Origin of the sequence: Brachyspira pilosicoli, assembly GCF_008016535.1 — a bacterium.
Lineage (GTDB): Bacteria > Spirochaetota > Brachyspiria > Brachyspirales > Brachyspiraceae > Brachyspira > Brachyspira pilosicoli_A.
In genome coordinates this window covers 1-20,177 of the sequence record NZ_SAXY01000041.1, presented here as the reverse complement: position 1 = coordinate 20,177, position 20,177 = coordinate 1, and the positions used below count along the sequence as shown (strand labels likewise).

Genomic DNA, 20,177 nt, shown 5'->3' with positions numbered 1-20,177 from the left:
AATAGATTTTTTAAAAGGTATAAAATTTTTAGTATATATAAAAACATTTTATAATATAAATTTTATAAAATTACTACAATTATAATCTTTTATATGCTTGTTATTAATATTTTTTAATATATAATACTATTGAAAATAATTCAGTTTTTCAATTTTTTTAATAAATTAATTTAAGGAAATAAGAATATGGCTTTATCTATAGGAATAGTAGGACTTCCAAACGTAGGAAAATCAACACTTTTTAATGCACTAACAAATGCACATGCAGAGGCATCTAATTATCCGTTTTGTACTATAGATAAAAACGAAGCTACTGCTATAATAAAAGATGAAAGAGTAGATAAATTAGCAAATCTTTTTAAATCAAAAAAGAAAGTTTATAACACTACTACATTTGTTGATATAGCAGGATTAGTAAAGGGAGCTTCTAAGGGTGAAGGGCTTGGAAACAAATTCCTTTCACATATTAGAGAAGTAAATGCAGTGCTTCATGTGGTAAGAGTATTTGAAGACGGAAACATTACTCATATAGGAGAAGTTGATCCATTAAGAGATTTAGACATTATATTAACAGAGCTTATGCTTGCAGATATTGAAACACTTAATGCAAGAATGGAGAGACAAAAAAAGGTTGCTAAAGGAAGCAAGGCAAAAGCAGTAGAAGAAGAGATTGCATTACTTGAAAAAATACTTCCAGAGTTAAATAATTTTAAGCCAATATTTAGTTTGGATTTAACTGATACAGAAAAAGATATATTAAAGCCATTATTTTTATTAACATCAAAAAGCATGATGATAGGGGCTAATTTGTCAGAAAATGAATTAGCTAACCCAGAAAAAAATTCTCATTATGTAACACTTCAAAATTATGCCAAAGAGAGAAATATAGAGCTTATACCTTTCAGTGCTAAAATAGAGGCAGATTTGCAGGATTTGGATGAAGAGGAGAGATTAAGTTATTTAGCAGATTTGGGAGTTAAAGAGTCTGGAGTAGAGAGATTAACCAAAGCAGGACATAAATTATTAAAGCTTTTAACATTCCTTACTTCTGGAGAAGATGAAACTAGGGCTTGGACTGTAAGAGAAGGTGCTTATGCTCCGGAGGCTGCGGGAGTTATACACAGTGATTTTGAGAGGGGATTTATTAGTGCTGAGGTTATTAACTGTGATAAACTTTTGGAGCTTGGCAGTTTTGTTAAGGCTAAAGAGGCTGGGGCTATTAGGCTTGAGGGTAAACAGTATCTTATGCAAGAGGGAGATGTTGTAACCTTTAGGTTCAATGTTTGATTTATTCTTTATAATATAAGATTTTAATCCAGATAAAAATAAAAAATATCAAAAAAATATAATATAATAAAAATGAAACTGAATTTTGAAGCTAAATATATCAAACTATATATATTATCATCGTTTATAGGTGCTACTGTTGGGTTTATAGTGTCTTTTTATAGAATGATATTATATAGATTAAGTATTAATATTTTTTATGTTTCAAATTTTATTCTTAGCAAATGGTATTATCCTATAATAATGTTTATAGTTTTAATATCTCTTGGCTCTCTTATAGGGTTAATATTAAGACATTATCCTCAGATAAGAGGTGCAGGGGTTCCTCAAATAAATTATTACTTATCGCTTAATGAACCTAAAAATATTGTTGTTGAAATAATATTAAAACTTTTTGGCAGTATGATATCTTTTGCAAGCGGACTTTCATTAGGCAGGGCTGGACCTTCTATGCATATAGGCACACTTGTTGGACTTTTCTATCATAAACATTTTTACACTCATATATCCAAATATAGAAGATATCTTATAATAGCAGGTGCTTGTGCAGGTATGACTGCTACTTTTAGTGCACCATTTACAGGGATTGCTTTCTCTTTTGAAGAGCTTAAAGAAAATAAAAATCATATAGTTTTTGTTTGTATAGCACTCTCTTCAATATCTTCTATACTTGTAATAGAGCATATTTTAGGGCAATCTATGATACTTAATTTTAATTTGCCGAGGATACTTGAAGTAAGACATTATATATCATTACTTCCTTTGGGTTTAATATGCGGACTTCTTTCTTCTTTTCAAAATATACTTATGAATACATTTAGCAAGTTCTATCAGAATATAAAAAATGATATACTTCGCCCTGTACCTGCTTTTATAACTGCTGGTATTATGATAATGTTTTTTCCTTATGTATTAGGAAGCGGAGATTTGCTTATAGGAAGCATAGTAATGGATAAGTTTCCTATACATATGTTATTTATTCTTATATTTGTTAAGCTTTTTTACACATCGGTATGTTCTACATCTGGAGCTGTGGGAGGAGTATTTTTTCCTACTTTTATACTTGGTTCTTCTATAGGCTCTTTGTATGATATTTTTTTGGTGCATTATTTCCCAGAATATGCTATGTATGGAGATTTGTTTATAGTCTTGGGTATTACTTCTATGATGTCTGGTATTACAAGAACACCTATAATGGTATGTATATTAATATTAGAGATATCAAGCTCTGTTTCAAATTTTGTTGCTCTTATGATAGTAGCTATAATATCATATATGGTAGCTAAGGTTCTTGGAGTAACTTCTATATATGATTTTAAAGAAGATTAAATATATTAATTAAGTAAGATAATAAAAAAGCCGCCTAAAAATAATAGACGGCTATAATTTTTTTGATTATTATATTTAAGCTTTTACAATTTTCTTTTTATATATTGTATCAACTATAACACCCAAAGCATTATCACCAGATACATTGCAAGCAGTACCGAATGAGTCTTGAGTGATGTATAAAGCAACCATTATAGCACTTAAAGGACTATCAGGCCCTCCAAGACCAACCATATAAAGGAATGGTAAAGCTGTCATGATAGAACCGCCGGGAGCACCTGGAGAAGCTATCATAGCAATACCAAGCATAGCAATAAATGGAAGTATAGTGCTATAAGTTATAGGAATCTGATTCATTAAACATACTGCAGTAGCACATGCTGTAATTGTAATCATAGAACCTGCCATATGAATATTAGCACAAAGAGGTACTACGAAATTTCTTATTTGTTCAGATATTCCATCTTTTTCGGCACATTGTAAATTAACAGGTATAGTAGCGGCAGATGATTGTGTACCTAAAGCAGTTGCATATCCTGCAATTTGATTTTTCATAAGTATGAAAGGATTTTTCTTTCCTATAGAACCAGATACTAAGAAAGCTATTAGAAGATATATTAAATGCATAATAATAACTACTAAGAATACTTTCCATAATATTCCTAATATTACAAAAGTTTTTCCAGACCTTGTCATATCAACAAAAGTACCGCAGATATAAAGAGGAAGTAAAGGAATTATAGATACACGTAAAACTTTATCTATTATAGTAGATAATTCTTTAAATACATTGTATAAATATTCTCCTATTTCTTTGCCTCTCATAGTAGATATTCCAAGTCCTATTATAAATGCAAATAAAACAGCAGCTAAAGTATCTAGTAAAGGAGTTACCGTTATAGATAAATAAGGAGTAACAGAATTACCTGCAGCATCAGCAATTCTCTGAATATCGTCAGCACTCATAAAACTAGGAAATAAATTATAAGCAACTAAAAATGATGCAGACCCAGCAATTAATGTAGATCCATAAGCTAATATACAAGTTATAAGCAGTAAGAAGCCAGACCCTTCTTTTAAATCAGCTATACCCATAGATACATAAGAAACTATCATTAAAGGTATTACAAATTTTAAATAAGAGCTAAATATACCAGATGCAGTTACTATAATTCTTGATATTGCTTCCGGCATAAATTGCTGTCCAAAAAATATACCAAGCAAAATTCCAATAATTAACCTAGGCACCAATCCAAGTTTAAATTTTTTTTCCATTTTTACTCCTTAAAATATTAAAAAATACTTATAACTACTAATATATACAAAAATCACAATAAGTAAATATAAAATCACATTTTTTTGTATTTAATAACTATAAATAGTAATATTATTTGTTATAAAATTAAAATACAATGTAATAATATAAATGACATATTGATTTTAATATAAAACTATATATACTTTATAATTGTATAAAAAAGAGGGGAATATAAAATGGATAAAAAGCTGTATGATAATTATGTTAATATTTTAAGAGAGGAGTTAGTTCCTGCTTTGGGGTGTACTGAGCCTATAGCTATAGCTTTTGCTGGGGCTAAAGTTAGAGAGATTTTGGGAGATATGCCGGAATCAGTTGTAGTGAAATGCAGCGGAAATATTATTAAGAATGTTAAAGGGGTTACAGTTCCTAATTCTAATGGATTAAAAGGAATAGATGTTGCAGCTGTTTTAGGAATAGTTGGAGGAGATGCTAGTAAGAATCTTGAAGTATTAAGCAGTATTAAACAAGAAGATATTGATAATACAAAGAAATTACTTGAAACAGATTTTTGTAAATGTGAACTAATAGAAAATGTTGAAAACTTATATATTATTATTGAGGCTAAAAATAAAAAATCTAGTGCTGTAATTGAAATAAGAAATGGGCATACTAATATTACAAAAATAATTAAAGACGGCAAAGAAATTTTTAAATCTGATGATAGTTCCTCTTCAAATTCTAATACAGACAGAGAATCTTTAACAGTTAGAGATATATATACTTTTGCTAATGAAGTAAAAATAGAAGATATAAAAGATATAATATCAAGGCAAATAGATATGAATACAGCTATATCTAAAGAAGGCATGAATAATGAATATGGTGCCTCTGTTGGAAAGACTTTATTAAAATATTATGGAGAAGATGATATAAGAAACAAAGCGAAAGCTTATGCTTCTGCAGGTTCTGATGCCCGTATGGGCGGATGTGCTATGCCTGTAGTTACTAATTCTGGAAGCGGAAATCAGGGTATTACTGCTTCTATTCCTGTCATAGAATATGCTTCACATTTAAAAGTATCTGAAGAGAAATTATACAGGGCTTTAGTTTTATCAAACCTAATAGCTATTTTACAAAAAAAGCATATAGGTAAATTATCAGCATTTTGCGGAGTTGTATGTGCTGCTACTGGTGCTGCTTCTGGTATTGCCTATTTGCATGATGCTACATACAAACAAATATCTGATACTATAATCAATGCTTTATGTACTATAGGTGGAATGGTTTGTGATGGAGCTAAATCTTCTTGTGCTTCCAAGATTGCTGAAGCTATTGATTGCGGAATACTTGCTTTTAATATGGCTAAAGATGGAAAAGTATTTAAGTCTGGTGACGGACTTGTAAAAGATGATGTTGAGGCTACTATTGATAGTATAGGAAGAATGGCTAAAGAGGGTATGAAGGCTACTGATGTTGAAATACTTAATATTATGATAGAAAAATAATTTCCTTTTTCTAGTTTATTTATTTTTTAAATATTGTATAATATATTGATTAATTCATAATTAAATTATTAGGGGATTTTAATATGCCTAGTTTAAGTGATAAAGAAATTAATGCAACTTTAGCAAAAATTAGAAAAGATTATGCTGAGAATGCTGAAAGATATGGTGCTAGAATATATAATGTTGATTCTTTTAATAGTAGATATAGAGAGGCTTTAGAAAATAGGCAGGATTTATCTAGTTTTTTATTATTAGAGATTAAGATATTAGAAGATATTAAAACAACTTTGATGCAAAAAGAAGAAGAGGCTCAAAGAAAGAAAGCTGAAGAAGAAAAAGCAAAAGAAAACTCTTTCATGAAGAAAGTTGATAACATGATAGAGAAATTCAGAAATGCAGTAGAAAAATATCCAGAAGCAAAATTGCATGACAAAGCTGATTATGAACTTCAGCATTTATATGGGGCTTTTAGAGAACTATATGAATGTTTTTCTGTTGTTAGATATTTTTCAAGCGGACCTGCTAGTGATTATATGGTAGAAACTGCCTTGAAAGATTATGATAATAAACTTCAAAGATTTGTTACTCCTATAGGAGAAAGACGCATTCCGGAGATGTTTAGTGATTATGTATACGCTTTAGATAAAGGGGATAATTCTAGCAGATTCGAGCAGTTTATATTAAAAGAGGCTGGTTTTTTATTACATTCTTTTATTGATAAAATGAACTCTATAAAAATGATGGTTTTAAAAAATAGCTTTGAAAATAATGTTATATTACCTGAATCTCTTAGCTCTCAATCTCCGAGGGTATATTCTTTCTTTAAAGGAAAAAATAAAGAAGATATTTATAATGCTACTATAGCTTATGCTTCTGCTATGATTAATGACTTTAGGTTGCAAAGTTTTAGAAAAGATGAAAATTAAAGTATTTATTTTATTTTTAGTTTTTTTTAGCTTAAGTTTTACCTATGATGCTTCTAATATTAATAATGCTTATATATTTTATAGAGCAAAAAATTATAAGAAAGCTTCTGAATTATTAGAATATGAGATTAAAACTACACCCATACTAAAAATAGAATATTATGAAATGCTTGCTAATTCATATATGTATATGAAAGATTATAATAATATGCTTAGAGTAGCAAGAGAAGGTATTATAGTTAATAGATTTTCTCATAAACTTTATTTTCAGAAGGGTTATGCTTTATATAAATTAGGAAAAACTAATGAGGCTATTGAACCTATAAGGCATTCTCTTTTATTAAATCCTGATGATGCTTATATGAATAATTTTTTGGGATTATTATATCTTTATACTGAAGATTATAAATTAGCTGAGGCTGCTTTCTTAAAGGCTAATATATATAGCACAAATAATGTTGTATATATGATTAATTTGGCTGCTACTTATGAAAGAGATAAAAATTATATATCTGCTTTAAAGATTTATGAAGATGTTTACAGTATAGATAAAACTTATAGAAATGTGGCTGAATCTATAAACAGAGTTAAAAATTATTTAGGATATACAAATGAAGATATTAAAGTTGTTAATACTGTAGAAACTACTCATAATGAGGATACTGAAGTTAATTCCATAGAGCCTATGGTAAATACAAATCAAGTCGTTACTAATAATTCATATACAACTAATATAGTTAATAATACTAATAATATGGTAAATACTAATAATCAATAATAATACTTATGAAAGAGATTATAGATATATTGAATGAATATTCCAATAAAAGAAATACTAATTTATATTCATATTTAAAAATTGCCAATAAATGGAATATAATTATGGGTGATGTTTTATCTAAGATATGTTATCCATCATTTTTTAGAAATGGTATTTTAACAGTTAATGTTATAGATAGTGTATGGGCTAATGAGATTGTTATGAATAAAATAAAAATATTTAATAATATAAAAAATGAAACTAATATTGTAGTTTATAATCTTGTTACAAGAATAGATGATATTAATAATAATTTTGAAAGTAATAATATTAAAAAAAACTATGTAAAAAAAACTATAACAGAAGAACATAAAAAATGGGCAGATGAAACTATAAAAGAATCTAATATAGAAGATGAGAAAATGAGAGAGAAGTTTTATAATATTTTACTTGAGGCAGAGGATTAAATAATAAAATGTTTCTTATTGATGATGAGTATATAAAAAAGAGCATATCTATTTATAAAGCTACTAGAAGTGTAATTACATTAAAAGAGATTAATGAGCATTTATCTAGATATATTTATAATTATCCGAGAAAAGCATTTGGCATTAATCATGAGAATGCTTTGGATTTTTATTGTTACTATATGGAGAGAATAGAAAATATTATACTAAAATATAATGAAACGGAAGTTAAGTTTATTACTTGGTTTACTTATACACTAAGAAATAGTTATTTAAATTATGTGGGTTATAAAAAGAGAAAAGATAAATATAGTAATGTAAAAGAAATTTCTATAGATGCTCCGCTTTGTAATAGAGAGGCTTATACTTTGCATGATGTATTATATGACACAAAAACTTATTCTTTAAATGATTATGTTGATGATGCTGATGATATAGAAAATATTGGTTTGAAGATGTTTAATTATATAGAGAGTATTTTTAATGAGAGAGATTCTCTAACATTTTTTATGCATAATTTAGAATTATTTATAAATCTTGTATCAAAACCATTAATGAATTATTTTAGTATTTCTTATGAAGAGGCATATTCTATTATTGAAAAAGCAAGGGCTACTTACATACATAAATATAATGATATAATAAAGCTTCAAGATTCTATAGCAAATATTAATTTGCAAATTGCAGAAAATAATAGAAAAGGTATTTTTACTATACATTTGGCTAGCAAAAAACAACAGAAAATAAAAAAATTGCAATCTATTAAGGTTACTGTTAGTTATGACTTTTTATCTAATCTTTTTGATATTACTGTTAATGCTGTTACAAAGATTATAAAAAAGATAAAAACTCAATTAAAGGAGAGTTTTAAGCTATGAATAATAATGATAATGTTCAAAAATATGAAGAAGATATTATAAGATATGTAAGCGGCTTAGAGGTATCAAAAGAATTTTTATCATTACTTGAAAATGATGTTAATATTCAAAAGAGAGTTAATAGTTTAAGATTTGATTTATTTGTAATGGAGAATATAGAAGATTCTGATATGTTTGAGAAATCTATTAATAAGGCTTCTATCAAAATAAAAAATGGAATAATTGACAGCTTTAATTATTTTTCTGTATTAACTCCGCTTTTAAGTAGAGGAGAGGAGAATACTGAAAAAAGCTATATTTATAAAAACATAGAGATAAGCAAATACGAAAATGAATATTATTTAAATATTAGAGATATAAAAAAATATTGCATAATACATAAAAACAAAGAGGAGATAGTTAATATTTGGGGTGATAAAGAAAGTTATGAATTAAAATTAGATAATGGTGATTATAATATAAAAACAGATTATTATGAGTGTGATATAAATATAGGATAAATGAAAGAAATATGTATATTAATTCATATCTTTCATAAATGTATTTTCAACTTTTCCCTACCATGATACATTATTAGAAAGGGAAGCATTTTTTAATAAAATATAGAGTTTATATTACATCAAAAACATAATTAGTATGATTAAATGCTATTATCTTATTTGCACTTTTTGGTTCTTTTGACGAAGTCCGCACCGCGACCGAAGGAAGTGCCTGTGGTACGAAGGCGGGAAAAAGAACAATAAAAAATTAATAATTTAAAAAATTTTTAGTGTTATACAAAGTAGGTTATAAAATGAAAAAAATATGCAAATGGGCTAAAACCGATATAGAAATAAAATATCATAATGATGAATGGTGTAAGGTTTGTCATGATGAAAGAAAATTATTTGAGATGCTTATACTTGAAGGTATGCAGGCTGGTTTAAGCTGGAGATGTGTTTTAAATAAAAGAGAGGCTATGAGAGAAGCTTTTGATAATTTTGATTATAAAAAAATAGCTAATTACAATGAAAAAAAAATTGCATCTCTTTTGGAAAATAAAGCCATTATTAGAAACAAAAGAAAAATAGAGGCTTTAATAACAAATGCCAACAAATTTATGGAAGTTCAAAAAGAATTTGGAAGTTTTGATAAATATATATGGGACTTCACAAATAATAATATTTTATATAATCAATTAAATTATGATGATGTACTTCCTGCAGAAAATGAGCTTTCAAAAACTGTAAGCAAAGATTTAATTAAAAGAGGCTTTAAGTTTGTAGGAAGCATTATAATATACAGCTATTTAGAGGCTATAGGTATTATTAATGACCACTATGTAGATTGCCCTTTTAAATAAAAATCATATTACTTATCTTTTCCAGTAATAGACTCTACTATATTAACTAAGTTTGAAATAGAGCGGTTAAAATAAACAAGTACATCACCATATAAATGGGCATTCAATGCTGGTATTAAAGATTTATCAACATTATCATAATGCCTTTGTCTTGCTTCATAATAAAACCCTTTTATTTTATGGTATCTTTCCATAGCTTCTTCATAAGTTTTTTCTCTGTTTATAGAATAATTATTAAGTATAAGAGTTGATAAATAATCTATAAACTCTTTATTGTTATGAAGCATTTGAAGAATATCTTTTTTCTGTATTTCATTAAATAAAGTTTTTTTCTCATTCCCTTTAATAATAGCTTTACCTAAATCTTTTAAATTATCGCCTAAGTTTTCGTAGTATGTACTAATATTAATTAATGATGCTATATCTGCAGAGTTGAGTGTGCTTTTTCCAAGAAGTTTAAGCAAAAATGTATGTATTTCATTATCCGTATTATCAAGCATCTTTTCATGGTCGCGAATTTTATTAAGAAGTTTTTCGCTTGGGCTGTCAAATAACTGCTCTATTCTTGATAGCATTTTTTGAGCAATTTCTCCCATGTATGCTACTTCTTTTCTCACTTCTATCTCAGCAGAAATAGGCATATGCAAAAGTCTGTCAGATAATAAGCTAATATGTTTTTCTCCATCTTTATCTTTAATAATCAAGCAAACAATATATTCTAATTTATCAGTGAGGAAGAAAAATACTATAACGTTTACTATATTAAAAATTGTGTGGGCTGCTGCAATGTAGAAAGATATATTCACATAATTATTATTAACAACTAAATCAGGTCCTCCCGATGTCATAAATCCAACTATAAACTCAACGAGCTTAAGATAATATGGGAATAAAAAGAACATATAAAATACACCGAATATATTAAATAAACAATGCACTAAAGCTGCTCTTTTAGCATTAATAGAAGCTCCTATTGTGGCTAGCACTGCAGTTATAGTAGTACCAATGTTTTGTCCAAGTATCAAAGCCACAGCAGTAGGAAAGTCAATCAAACCAACAGTAGCAAGCGATATTGTAACACCTAAAGCAGCACTGCTCGATTGTATTATAGCAGTTACTACAGTACCTATCAATACACAAAGAAATCTTCCTTGAAGAGTGTATGCATTTGCCATTAAAAATAAGTTTTTGAAATTCTCAGAATCTCTTACACCCTCAAAAGCAATTTTCATTAAAATAAGCCCATAGAATATCATACCAAAGCCCATTAATATTTCGCCGAAGAATTTTAGCTTTCTATTTTGGCTTGCAAATATCACTATAATAGAACCTATACCCAAAGAAGGTAGAGCTAAAATATCTATATCTAATGAAATTATCCACCCAGTAACAGTAGTACCAATATTAGCACCCAATATAATGTTTATAGCCTGAGATAAAGTTAGTATATTTGCATTAACAAAACTAACAGCCATTACAGTAACAGCACTACTCGATTGTACTATAGCAGTAATTGAAAAACCAAGAGCTATACCTAATATTTTGTTTTGAGTAACTTTATGTAGTATTTCTTTTAATGTGTTTTCAGTACTTTCTTGAAGACCATCAGAAAACACTTTAAGCCCATACATAAAAAGCCCAAAGCCGCCTACTAATGAAAAAATTAAAGTAAATATCATATTTCTTCTTTATATTAATATAAATTTAAATTTTAATTAAAATTTAAATTGAGAAACTTCTACAACAATATTTTCTGCCTTATCCAAAGCATTGCTGCTGTTTATAGCCCCCTGTTCAGCTATAGCCGAAGTTTCTTGAGTTATATTATTAAGCTCTGCAACAGCAGAGTTTATTTGTGATATACTTTCTTCCTCATTTATAATAGCATTAGATATACCGACAAGCAGATTTGACACCTCATTAACAGACTTTTCTATTTGGTTTAATATATATGATGAAGCTTTTACTGAAGTGCTTCCAAGTTCTATTTTTCTTACAGTATCATTAATTATATCAGATATATCTTTAGCAGCATTAGCTACATTATTTGCCAAACTTCTAACCTCATTAGCAACAACCGCAAAACCTTTACCTTGCTCTCCAGCACGCGCAGCCTCTACAGATGCATTCAAAGCTAATATATTTGTTTGTAAAGCTATAGATTCTATTATTTTTATTATATCAGAAACCTTTTTACTAGATTCTGCTATATCTTCCATATTACGTGAAGTGTCTTCTACAGCATCAACACCTCTTTTTGTAGATTCAAATACCTCTTCACTCATCCTCTTAGCATTACTAGCATTGCTAGCTGTTTCTTTTAATGCATCTGATACTGATTGTATGGAGCTTGCCAATTCCTCTAATGCACTTGCCTGTGAATTAGCTCTGTCAGATAAATTAACACTTCCATCTGTTATAGAATTAACTGAATTATTAATTTCATTTATAGAGTTGGTTAGATTATATATTACTTTACCCAAAGTCTTTTGCATTTTGTTTAATGCCCTTACTAATTCACCAGCTTGATCTTTTTTACTAAGTTCTTTTTCATTAAATTCTATGTTAAAATTACAATCAGACATAGTTTCTATTATTTTTACAGTGCTATTTAATGTTGTAGATAGAGGTTTAGCTATTACAATTACAAGTATAGCCTCTATTCCAATAAGAAGAATAAATACTACCGCAATTAATATGTAAAGCTTGTAAAACATGGCATTCAATTCATTTTTTGATATATCAGCTACGAATATCCAATTTGTATCTTTTATTTTTGATGATATATGTGTGAGTTTGTTATTGATAAATGTAAAATTATTATTGTTTAATATATTGTTTTTATTTTCTGTAAAGTTTGGATTTGAAAATATATTATTTTTTAATATATCATTTTTATTAGAGCTAAATAAAAATAGTCCTGCATCATTAATTATATAAATGTTATATGCATGTTTTTTATTTTCAGCTATTGTAGATTGTATAAATTTGTCAAAATCTATATCAAGCAATAAAACCCCATATACTCTATTATTTTTATATACTGCTTTAGCAAAAGAAGCTATAGTTTTATTATTTTTTATATATGGAGTAGCAGTTATAATCTTGTTGTTTGACATAACATCTTTAAACCATTGATCTGATGTTGGATTATAGTTTCCTAATGATTCATTGTTGGCATTTATGAAAAAACCGCCTTCATTATATGGTATAACATCAGAATAAAATATATTAACTAAATAACTATTATTTTTTAATACATTTTGAAATACTTCTAGTGCCTTATCATTATTATCTTCTTTTTCTAAATAGGCAGAAAGTAGATTAATTTCTACTATTAAGTTTTCTACATTATTTTCTAGTATCTTTTTTAATTGTTCTGTATTATATTCACTATTTGTTTGATATGTATTTCTATATTGCGGTGCATAAACAAAATATATAGCAATACATATTAGTATAATACAAGTTATGTATGGTATTAAAAATTTTAATACTAAACTATTTCCTTTGAAAGTATTATTTATTATTTGCAATAACTTCTTGAACACATTAACCTCTAAAATCTTAAAAATATCCCTTTTATTATATTAATTAAATTGATTTTATGCAAGTATTTTATTTATTCAATATTTTTGATAATTACATTATTAAAATATGAACTATTGTTGTATAATTACTTCTTTTTACACTTTATATAAAAAATTGATTATAAATAAATATTTTAATAATATCTAAGAGATATGCTTCCTCTTTTTATTGTAATAGTTACTGTAGAATTGCTTAATTTTAATTCTATATCATTATTTCTTTTTTTATATTCTCCTATAGTCCAAGCTCTATATTGCGGTTCAAACAATCCTACCTTTGTAGCTCCAATTCTATTTTTCTTTTCTAAAAATATTTGAACATCATAATATTTTATTACTATGCCGTCATTTCCTTTTATAGTTTCTTCTGTAATTTTTAAAGGTGCTACTAATGATGAGTTTTTTATTTCATTTTCTGTCATATTTTCTATATTATCAGCATTTAATACATAATATTTTTTACCATTTATATATATAGATTGTATCTCAGAATTTGAACCATACATTACAATTTCATCTTTTGATGTTTCTTCTTTAATTTCATTATTTTCTTTCACATCAGATTTGTTGTTATCTGCAATTTCTGTTTTATTGTCTTTCATAGTATTGCTATCTTTTGCAGTTTCTAGTGTTTTACATCCAACAGTACATAAAATAATAATAATAGTTATAATCTTTTTGAACATCTATCTTCAACCTCCAATTTGTTATATATATAAATCAAAAATAGTAACTATTGTAAAAAGCAATATATATATTTTCGGTAAATTAATAAAATGCATTATAATTATTTAAATTTACAATTTTTTAAAAATGTATTACAATATTAAATAGAGAGAGGTTATTAATTTATGAATAGATATGATAATATGATTTTTAATAGATGTGGAAGAAGCGGTTTAAAATTGCCTATAATATCTCTTGGTTTATGGCATAATTTTGGAGAGAATTGTGATTATAATAACATGAAAGATATTATAAATACTGCTTTTGATAATGGTATAGCACATTTTGATTTGGCCAATAATTATGGTCCTCCGTATGGAGCTGCTGAAATTAATATGGGTAAAATTTTAAATGATGGTTTTAATAAATATAGAGATGAAATTATAATAAGCACTAAAGCAGGATATGATATGTGGGATGGACCTTATGGAGATTGGGGAAGTAAAAAATATATAATAGCGAGCATTAATCAAAGTTTAAAAAGACTAAATCTTGAGTATGTGGATATATTTTATCATCATAGAATGGACAATGAAACTCCTCTTGAAGAAACTATGGAAGCTTTAACTAGAATAGTAAAGGACGGCAAGGCTTTATATGTTGGGCTTTCTAATTATGATGGAGTTACTATGGAGAGAGCTTCTAAAATATTAACATATGCTAATGTGCCTTTTATAATTAATCAGAATAGATATTCTATATTTGATAGAACTATAGAAAATAATGGACTTAAATTAAAGGCAAAAAAATTATCAAAAGGAATAATAGCTTATAGTCCTCTTGCTCAAGGATTACTTACAGATAAATATATTGATGGAATACCTAGTGACAGTAGAATAGCCGTAGATGGAAGATACTTAAAAAAAGATGCTATTACGAGAGATAGATTAAGACAAATAAAAGAACTTAATGATTTAGCTAAGGAGAGGGGAGAGACTTTAGCACAAATGGCTTTAAGATGGGTGTTAAAAGATGAAGACATTACAAGCGTTTTAATAGGTGCTTCTAAGCCTAGCCAAATAATAGAAAATCTGCAAATAATTAATAAAAATAATTTGACAGATCTAGAACTTAAAAAGATTGATGATATAGCTTTGTAAGTAGAGTAGACAGTATGTAAAATAATTAAAACATAAAAAGGCCTATGATATAAAAAACATATCATAGGCTTTACTATCATTTTATAAGAGTTTTAGTTTAAATTAAACATAGTCTTTGGTATATAATCATCTATTATAACATTATTTTTCAAATTTCTTCTACTTTGTATAGCCATCATATTATATTTTGAAGCACCAATATTTTGATTATCTATATTAATAGTTCTTTTTTCAGCCATATCCAAATCTATATTAGATGTTCTTAATTGGTCAAAATATTCACTAGCAACAACAAAATTTTTGAAAGCCATTTGCTCATTTTCTATTTGGTTGCTTACAACAGAATTATAAGCGTAAGATACTCCTATATTATTATGTAAGCTAGCCAAATAACTAATAAACATAAAGTCTTTTTCTGTAAGCATTTCAAATTTGTCTTTTCTAGTTTCTAATGCCTTATTCAAAGCATTTCTATAAAAGCCATTAGCCAAATTAGCCCTATCTAAATGAAGAAGAGAATTACCTAAAGCATATGATACAATGCTATTATCAGGATTTTTGTAGAATAAATCATTAAAACCCTGAAAAGCTAAATCATATTCTTCATCTAAATAATATAACCAAGATAAATTATATAGTAATTGATCGCTTCTCAAATCTGGAGCTAAATTGTCATAAGCTATCTTATAATGCTCTTTTGCTCTTTTATAATCATTATCCTGATAAAAATACAAATTAGCTAAATTAAAATTAGCATCTGGATATAAACTATTTTTTTCTAATGCTAATTTGAAATTATTAATAGCACTTCCATATTCTTTTAAGTTATAATATATCTGTCCAAGCATATTATATACATATTCTTCACCAACATTATAAGGATTAGAAGTGTATAGAGGTAGAGCTGAGTTTATTAATATCTCTTTAGCCCTATCATAATGCTTTAATCTAGCTTCATAATCTGCATATCCTACAATAGATTCTAAATTGTTTGTATATTTTGCTAATAATTGTTCAAACAATTTTCTAGCACCATAAAAATCATCTTTATCTAATAAATATTTTGCTAATTTAGGATAAACTTCATCATCTATATATCCGCTTTTTAATCTATCTATATGATTTTGCAAATCTTTAACATCTTGATAATTATCCTGATAAATTTTTATAAGCATTACTCTTTTTCTCGGTATAACATCATCTCCGAATTTATTTATCATCTCTCTGTAATTCTCATAAGCATTATTATAATAATTAGGCTCTACTAGATTTTTTGCCCTGCTTATCATAAGAACACCAAGGTCGTCATATATTCTCTTTAAATCTTTTTCTTTATCAGTATAGGTCATTAAATTGTTATACAACTCTTCGCCGCTGTTATAATCTTCTTTTGATAATTCTTTTTCACCTTTATTTCTGTAGTAATATCCAAATAAAAGTCTAGTATCAATATTTCTTGGTTTTATATCCACAGAAGTTTCTAGCTTTTTTAATGCATAATCAAAAGCAGACCTGTCTGTATATTCTTTAGCATATTTATTGTACCATTTTATATTTTTAGGAGTTAGTCTATCACCCTTAGCGAAATTTCTCTCTGCCTCATCAAATTGACTGTTGTATATATTTTCTAATCCCATTTTGAAATATCTATTAGCTAAAACAGGCTTATATATAAATTGATATGAAAATAATACTGCCCCAACAAATAATACTAAAAATATTGCAGCAACTCTTATTATCTTAGCATATTCTTTTAATGAGCTATGAATAGGTATAATATCTAATAATCCGCCCCTAGAATCTGAAATACTTAAACCTAATTCACTATTAATAAAATCTGTTATATATTCATTAGACTCACCTTTCTCTAAAGCTTTTAATAATTTTTGCATAGAGTTTTTAGAGAGCTTTTCATTTAATATAGCATCTAAAACATGATATCTAGTAATAGGGGATAATCTTTTTATATTGTCTATAACTTCATCGTCATTTATATCTTTATCAACATCATCATATTTTGATTCAGGCAAACTGTCAGCAGCATCTGGAGAAGGTAATGTATTTTCTTCTTCAATGATTTTTACATTGCCAGCAACATTTCCAACCATCAAATTATCATCAGTATTTTCTAAGTTGCTATCATCTAATATACTATCTAAATCATCTAAATTATCAGTGTTATCTTCTTTAGTTTCTTCTTTCTTGTCTTCTGTTTTGTTATCATCATCTAATATACTATCTAAATCTTCTAAATTATCAGTGTCTTCTTGTTTAGATTCTTCTTTTTCATTAGTATCATCATCTAATATGCTTTCTAAATCATCTAAATTATTAGTATCATTTTCTTTATCATCAGTTTCTTTGCTGTCATCATCTAACACACTTTCTAAATCATCTAAATTACTAGTATCATCTTCTTTATCATCAGTTTCTTTGCTGTCATCATCTAACACACTTTCTAAATCATCTAAATTATTAGTATCATTTTCTTTATCATCAGTTTCTTTGCTGTCATCATCTAACACACTTTCTAAATCATCTAAATTACTAGTATCATTTTCTTTATCATTAGTTTCCTTGCTGTCATCATCTAACACACTTTCTAAATCATCTAAATTACTAGTATCATCTTCTTTATCATTAGTTTCCTTGCTGTCATCATCTAACACACTATCTAAATCATCTAAATTATTAGTATCATTTTCTTTATCATTAGTTTCCTTGCTGTCATCATCTAATACACTATCTAAATCATCTAAATTATTAGAGTCTTGTTCTTTAGTATCAGTTTCTTTGCTGTCATCATCTAATATGCTTTCTAAGTCATCTAAATTACTATCATTATTAATAATTTCTTCTTCTAATGTATCATCTAAATCATCTACTAAATCGTCTGGTAAATTATCAATATCATCTGTTATTGTTTCTTCTATACCGCTATTAGCATCATTATAATCATCTAAACTTTCAGGAAGAGGCAAATCATCTAACACAGGAAGATCTGGAATATTGTTATTTAATTTATTATCAGCAGAACTATTTATTTCAGAGTTAATCTTATTTTCTAATTCTTTATCTTTAGGCAAATCTAAATTATTTAAATCTACATCTGTATTTTCATCATTATTATCTAAATCATCAGGTAATCCCAAATCATCAGATAAACCTAAATCGTCATTAACACTGTCAGGCAAATCTAAGTTATCTAAATTATCCAAATCATCTATAGATGGTACATCATTATTATTTTGCGTAGAATTCGCCATATATTCATCTGTAAATACGGACTTAAAATTGTTATAGTCTTCTTGTGATAATTCTTTTGGGAGTTCTTTGTTTCCTATTATAAAAGCTAAACTTCCTAATCTTTCTAAATCTTCGATTTTTGGCATATTCAATATCTATAAACTGTATTCACATATTGATTATAGTAAAATATAAAAAATATGTCAACTTCATTATCGGTTAATAAATAAAATACAATAGAATATTTTATTTATTAACTTTATTAACTATTTCAATTTGCTTTTTATATTTGTCTATTTCAATATTGTTTCTTCTTTTCTCTTCTATACTAATAGTCATCTGTTTGCTTAATTTTTCTATTTTTTCGTTCAATATTGAAATATTAATATCTTTTGGATATATAGCTTTTTCAGCTAGCACCCCAATAACATTTTGAGTCACTTCAGCAATACCGCCTTCAATATATAGATTTATTAACTTATTTTCCTCATCATATATTCTAAGTTCCCCATAAGATATACTTACTATATATGGACAATGATCTGTATATATAGAAACATATCCATTTACAGAAGGCAATTCTATATGATCTATTTTTATAGACCTTAAAATAGGACCTTCTTTGGTTATTACTGAACAAACTAATGTTTTTTTATTATTTTTTGTAGCCATATTTCTAAACTCTAAATTATTTTTTTATATTTTAAAACAATAATAAAAAATATCAATGATAATATAAATAAAATAAAAAATATAAAAGATACTATAAGTAAGAATTTTATCACAATTTTTAATGAATTAATCTCTTTGCTGAAATAAGTCATATACCCATTCATTTTAGTATCAACTCTTTCAAGTATAAGTTTTTCAGTTTCATCTAATTTTTTATACATATTTTTGGCTTTATTTTCTAAACTGCTTCCTTTTATAATATCACCAACCATATTAGCAGAAGATAAAACAGTAAGCACTATATTAATCCATTTCATCATAATATTTTTTATTATCCTTTTTTATTTGCCTTTAGCCATTATATTATACAAGTAATCATCAGGTTTAACGATGTCACCATTCTTATTTATAAAAGGATGCAGCGTATATCCAGTTGTATGCAGTATATCAGGATTATTTTTATTTCTAATTTCATATTTTAATTTTAATGAAACATTCTTTAATTTGTCTACAGATGTATGAACCACAATTAAATCATCATATTTTATTGATATTTTATAATCTATAAAGACTTCTTTTACAGGTAAATATATACCATAAGCCTCCATTTCCTTATATGAAATACCTAATTCTCTTAAAAGTTCAGTTCTTCCTATCTCAAAAAACTTAAGATAATTAGCATGATAAACTATTCCCATTTGATCCGTATCAGCATATATTATTCTTATTTCAGTTTTATTAACATGCGGCATATTTTTTCTATTCTCCTTAAAAAACAATATTTACAGAGTAATATAAAATTATTATAACATAATTATAAAAAATTATAATAGTATTTATTTGAATTATTTGAATTGAAATGTAAGAAATATTTTACTATAATTGTCATGGAGCCATAGATATTGTACTTTTACTTGCTATAATATTTTTGATTCTTTCTTTGATTGTAATATAACCTAGCGAAGAAATCAATCTTTGATTGTTATAAAAATGTGTATATTCTTTTAATTTTTCTCTCAATAATTCTACTGTGATATTTTTATTTAATCGTGAATAAAATTCTCTTTCGTCTATGCCGTGTACTCTTT

At 26.7% G+C, this 20,177-nt stretch carries 19 protein-coding genes; 10 read left to right on the top strand and 9 right to left on the bottom strand.

Going from position 1 to position 20,177, the window contains the following annotated elements; genetic code table 11:
• Positions 1-186: 186 nt before the first annotated feature.
• Both ychF and EPJ72_RS06485 read left to right on the top strand, forming a co-directional pair.
• Positions 187-1,287 carry a redox-regulated ATPase YchF gene (gene ychF, locus EPJ72_RS06490; protein ID WP_147731388.1) on the top strand — a complete coding sequence of 367 codons (1,101 nt, stop codon included), beginning with the start codon at positions 187-189 and terminating at the stop codon, positions 1,285-1,287.
• Positions 1,288-1,359: 72 nt separating this feature from the next.
• Positions 1,360-2,616 carry a chloride channel protein gene (locus tag EPJ72_RS06485; RefSeq protein WP_147731387.1) on the top strand — a complete coding sequence of 419 codons (1,257 nt, stop codon included), beginning with the start codon at positions 1,360-1,362 and terminating at the stop codon, positions 2,614-2,616.
• Between the two features lie 75 nt (positions 2,617-2,691).
• Here EPJ72_RS06485 and EPJ72_RS06480 read toward each other — a convergent pair whose 3' ends face one another.
• Positions 2,692-3,891, bottom strand: coding sequence for a dicarboxylate/amino acid:cation symporter (locus EPJ72_RS06480; RefSeq protein ID WP_147731386.1), 1,200 nt, complete (start codon positions 3,889-3,891; stop codon positions 2,692-2,694).
• Between the two features lie 219 nt (positions 3,892-4,110).
• Between EPJ72_RS06480 and EPJ72_RS06475 the strand changes: the two genes are divergently transcribed.
• The 7 genes from EPJ72_RS06475 to EPJ72_RS06445 all read left to right on the top strand — a co-directional run bounded on the left by EPJ72_RS06475 (position 4,111) and on the right by EPJ72_RS06445 (position 9,755).
• The gene (locus tag EPJ72_RS06475) at positions 4,111-5,382 is read left to right on the top strand and encodes an L-cysteine desulfidase family protein (RefSeq protein WP_147731385.1); all 1,272 of its coding nucleotides are present in this window, start codon (positions 4,111-4,113) and stop codon (positions 5,380-5,382) included.
• An 83-nt stretch (positions 5,383-5,465) separates the two neighbouring features.
• The gene (locus EPJ72_RS06470) at positions 5,466-6,308 is read left to right on the top strand and encodes a hypothetical protein (RefSeq protein WP_147731384.1); all 843 of its coding nucleotides are present in this window, start codon (positions 5,466-5,468) and stop codon (positions 6,306-6,308) included.
• Positions 6,268-7,086 carry a tetratricopeptide repeat protein gene (locus EPJ72_RS06465; RefSeq protein ID WP_147731383.1) on the top strand — a complete coding sequence of 273 codons (819 nt, stop codon included), beginning with the start codon at positions 6,268-6,270 and terminating at the stop codon, positions 7,084-7,086. The genes EPJ72_RS06470 and EPJ72_RS06465 overlap by 41 nt, the downstream gene beginning before the upstream one ends.
• Before the next feature lie 8 nt (positions 7,087-7,094).
• On the top strand, positions 7,095-7,535 hold the full coding sequence (locus tag EPJ72_RS06460) for a DUF721 domain-containing protein (protein ID WP_147731382.1): 441 nt from the start codon (positions 7,095-7,097) through the stop codon (positions 7,533-7,535).
• 8 nt (positions 7,536-7,543) lie between these two features.
• Complete coding sequence (locus tag EPJ72_RS06455; protein ID WP_147731381.1) at positions 7,544-8,413, top strand: RNA polymerase subunit sigma; 870 nt, start codon at positions 7,544-7,546, stop codon at positions 8,411-8,413.
• Complete coding sequence (locus EPJ72_RS06450) at positions 8,410-8,913, top strand: hypothetical protein (protein ID WP_147731380.1); 504 nt, start codon at positions 8,410-8,412, stop codon at positions 8,911-8,913. The genes EPJ72_RS06455 and EPJ72_RS06450 overlap by 4 nt, the downstream gene beginning before the upstream one ends.
• A gap of 293 nt (positions 8,914-9,206) precedes the next feature.
• Positions 9,207-9,755 carry a DNA-3-methyladenine glycosylase I gene (locus EPJ72_RS06445; protein ID WP_147731379.1) on the top strand — a complete coding sequence of 183 codons (549 nt, stop codon included), beginning with the start codon at positions 9,207-9,209 and terminating at the stop codon, positions 9,753-9,755.
• 8 nt (positions 9,756-9,763) lie between these two features.
• Here EPJ72_RS06445 and EPJ72_RS06440 read toward each other — a convergent pair whose 3' ends face one another.
• From EPJ72_RS06440 to EPJ72_RS06430, 3 genes are all read right to left on the bottom strand, one after another.
• Entirely contained in the window at positions 9,764-11,434 is a 1,671-nt protein-coding gene (locus EPJ72_RS06440; RefSeq protein WP_147731378.1) for a Na/Pi cotransporter family protein, read from the bottom strand.
• Between the two features lie 36 nt (positions 11,435-11,470).
• On the bottom strand, positions 11,471-13,306 hold the full coding sequence (locus EPJ72_RS06435; protein WP_147731377.1) for a methyl-accepting chemotaxis protein: 1,836 nt from the start codon (positions 13,304-13,306) through the stop codon (positions 11,471-11,473).
• Positions 13,307-13,479: 173 nt separating this feature from the next.
• Positions 13,480-14,031 (bottom strand): hypothetical protein, encoded by a 552-nt coding sequence (locus EPJ72_RS06430; RefSeq protein ID WP_147731376.1) that lies wholly within the window; start codon positions 14,029-14,031, stop codon positions 13,480-13,482.
• Between the two features lie 165 nt (positions 14,032-14,196).
• Here EPJ72_RS06430 and EPJ72_RS06425 point away from each other — a divergent pair, with 165 nt between their 5' ends.
• Positions 14,197-15,171, top strand: a complete 975-nt coding sequence (locus tag EPJ72_RS06425; RefSeq protein WP_147731375.1) for an aldo/keto reductase — start codon at positions 14,197-14,199, stop codon at positions 15,169-15,171.
• Positions 15,172-15,263: 92 nt separating this feature from the next.
• Here the strand turns inward: EPJ72_RS06425 and flcA are convergent, their stop codons facing one another.
• The 5 genes from flcA to EPJ72_RS13020 form a co-directional block, all read right to left on the bottom strand.
• Positions 15,264-18,563, bottom strand: a complete 3,300-nt coding sequence (gene flcA, locus EPJ72_RS06420; protein WP_147731374.1) for a periplasmic flagellar collar protein FlcA — start codon at positions 18,561-18,563, stop codon at positions 15,264-15,266.
• Positions 18,564-18,663: 100 nt separating this feature from the next.
• Complete coding sequence (locus tag EPJ72_RS06415; RefSeq protein WP_147731373.1) at positions 18,664-19,089, bottom strand: F0F1 ATP synthase subunit epsilon; 426 nt, start codon at positions 19,087-19,089, stop codon at positions 18,664-18,666.
• Between the two features lie 11 nt (positions 19,090-19,100).
• A complete protein-coding gene (locus EPJ72_RS06410; protein ID WP_147731372.1) occupies positions 19,101-19,409 on the bottom strand; it encodes a hypothetical protein in 309 nt (102 codons plus the stop codon).
• 21 nt (positions 19,410-19,430) lie between these two features.
• Complete coding sequence (locus EPJ72_RS06405) at positions 19,431-19,841, bottom strand: acyl-CoA thioesterase (protein ID WP_147731371.1); 411 nt, start codon at positions 19,839-19,841, stop codon at positions 19,431-19,433.
• A 133-nt stretch (positions 19,842-19,974) separates the two neighbouring features.
• Positions 19,975-20,177 (bottom strand): IS3 family transposase (locus tag EPJ72_RS13020; RefSeq protein WP_158636870.1); only part of this gene is annotated, 203 nt, incomplete at its 5' end.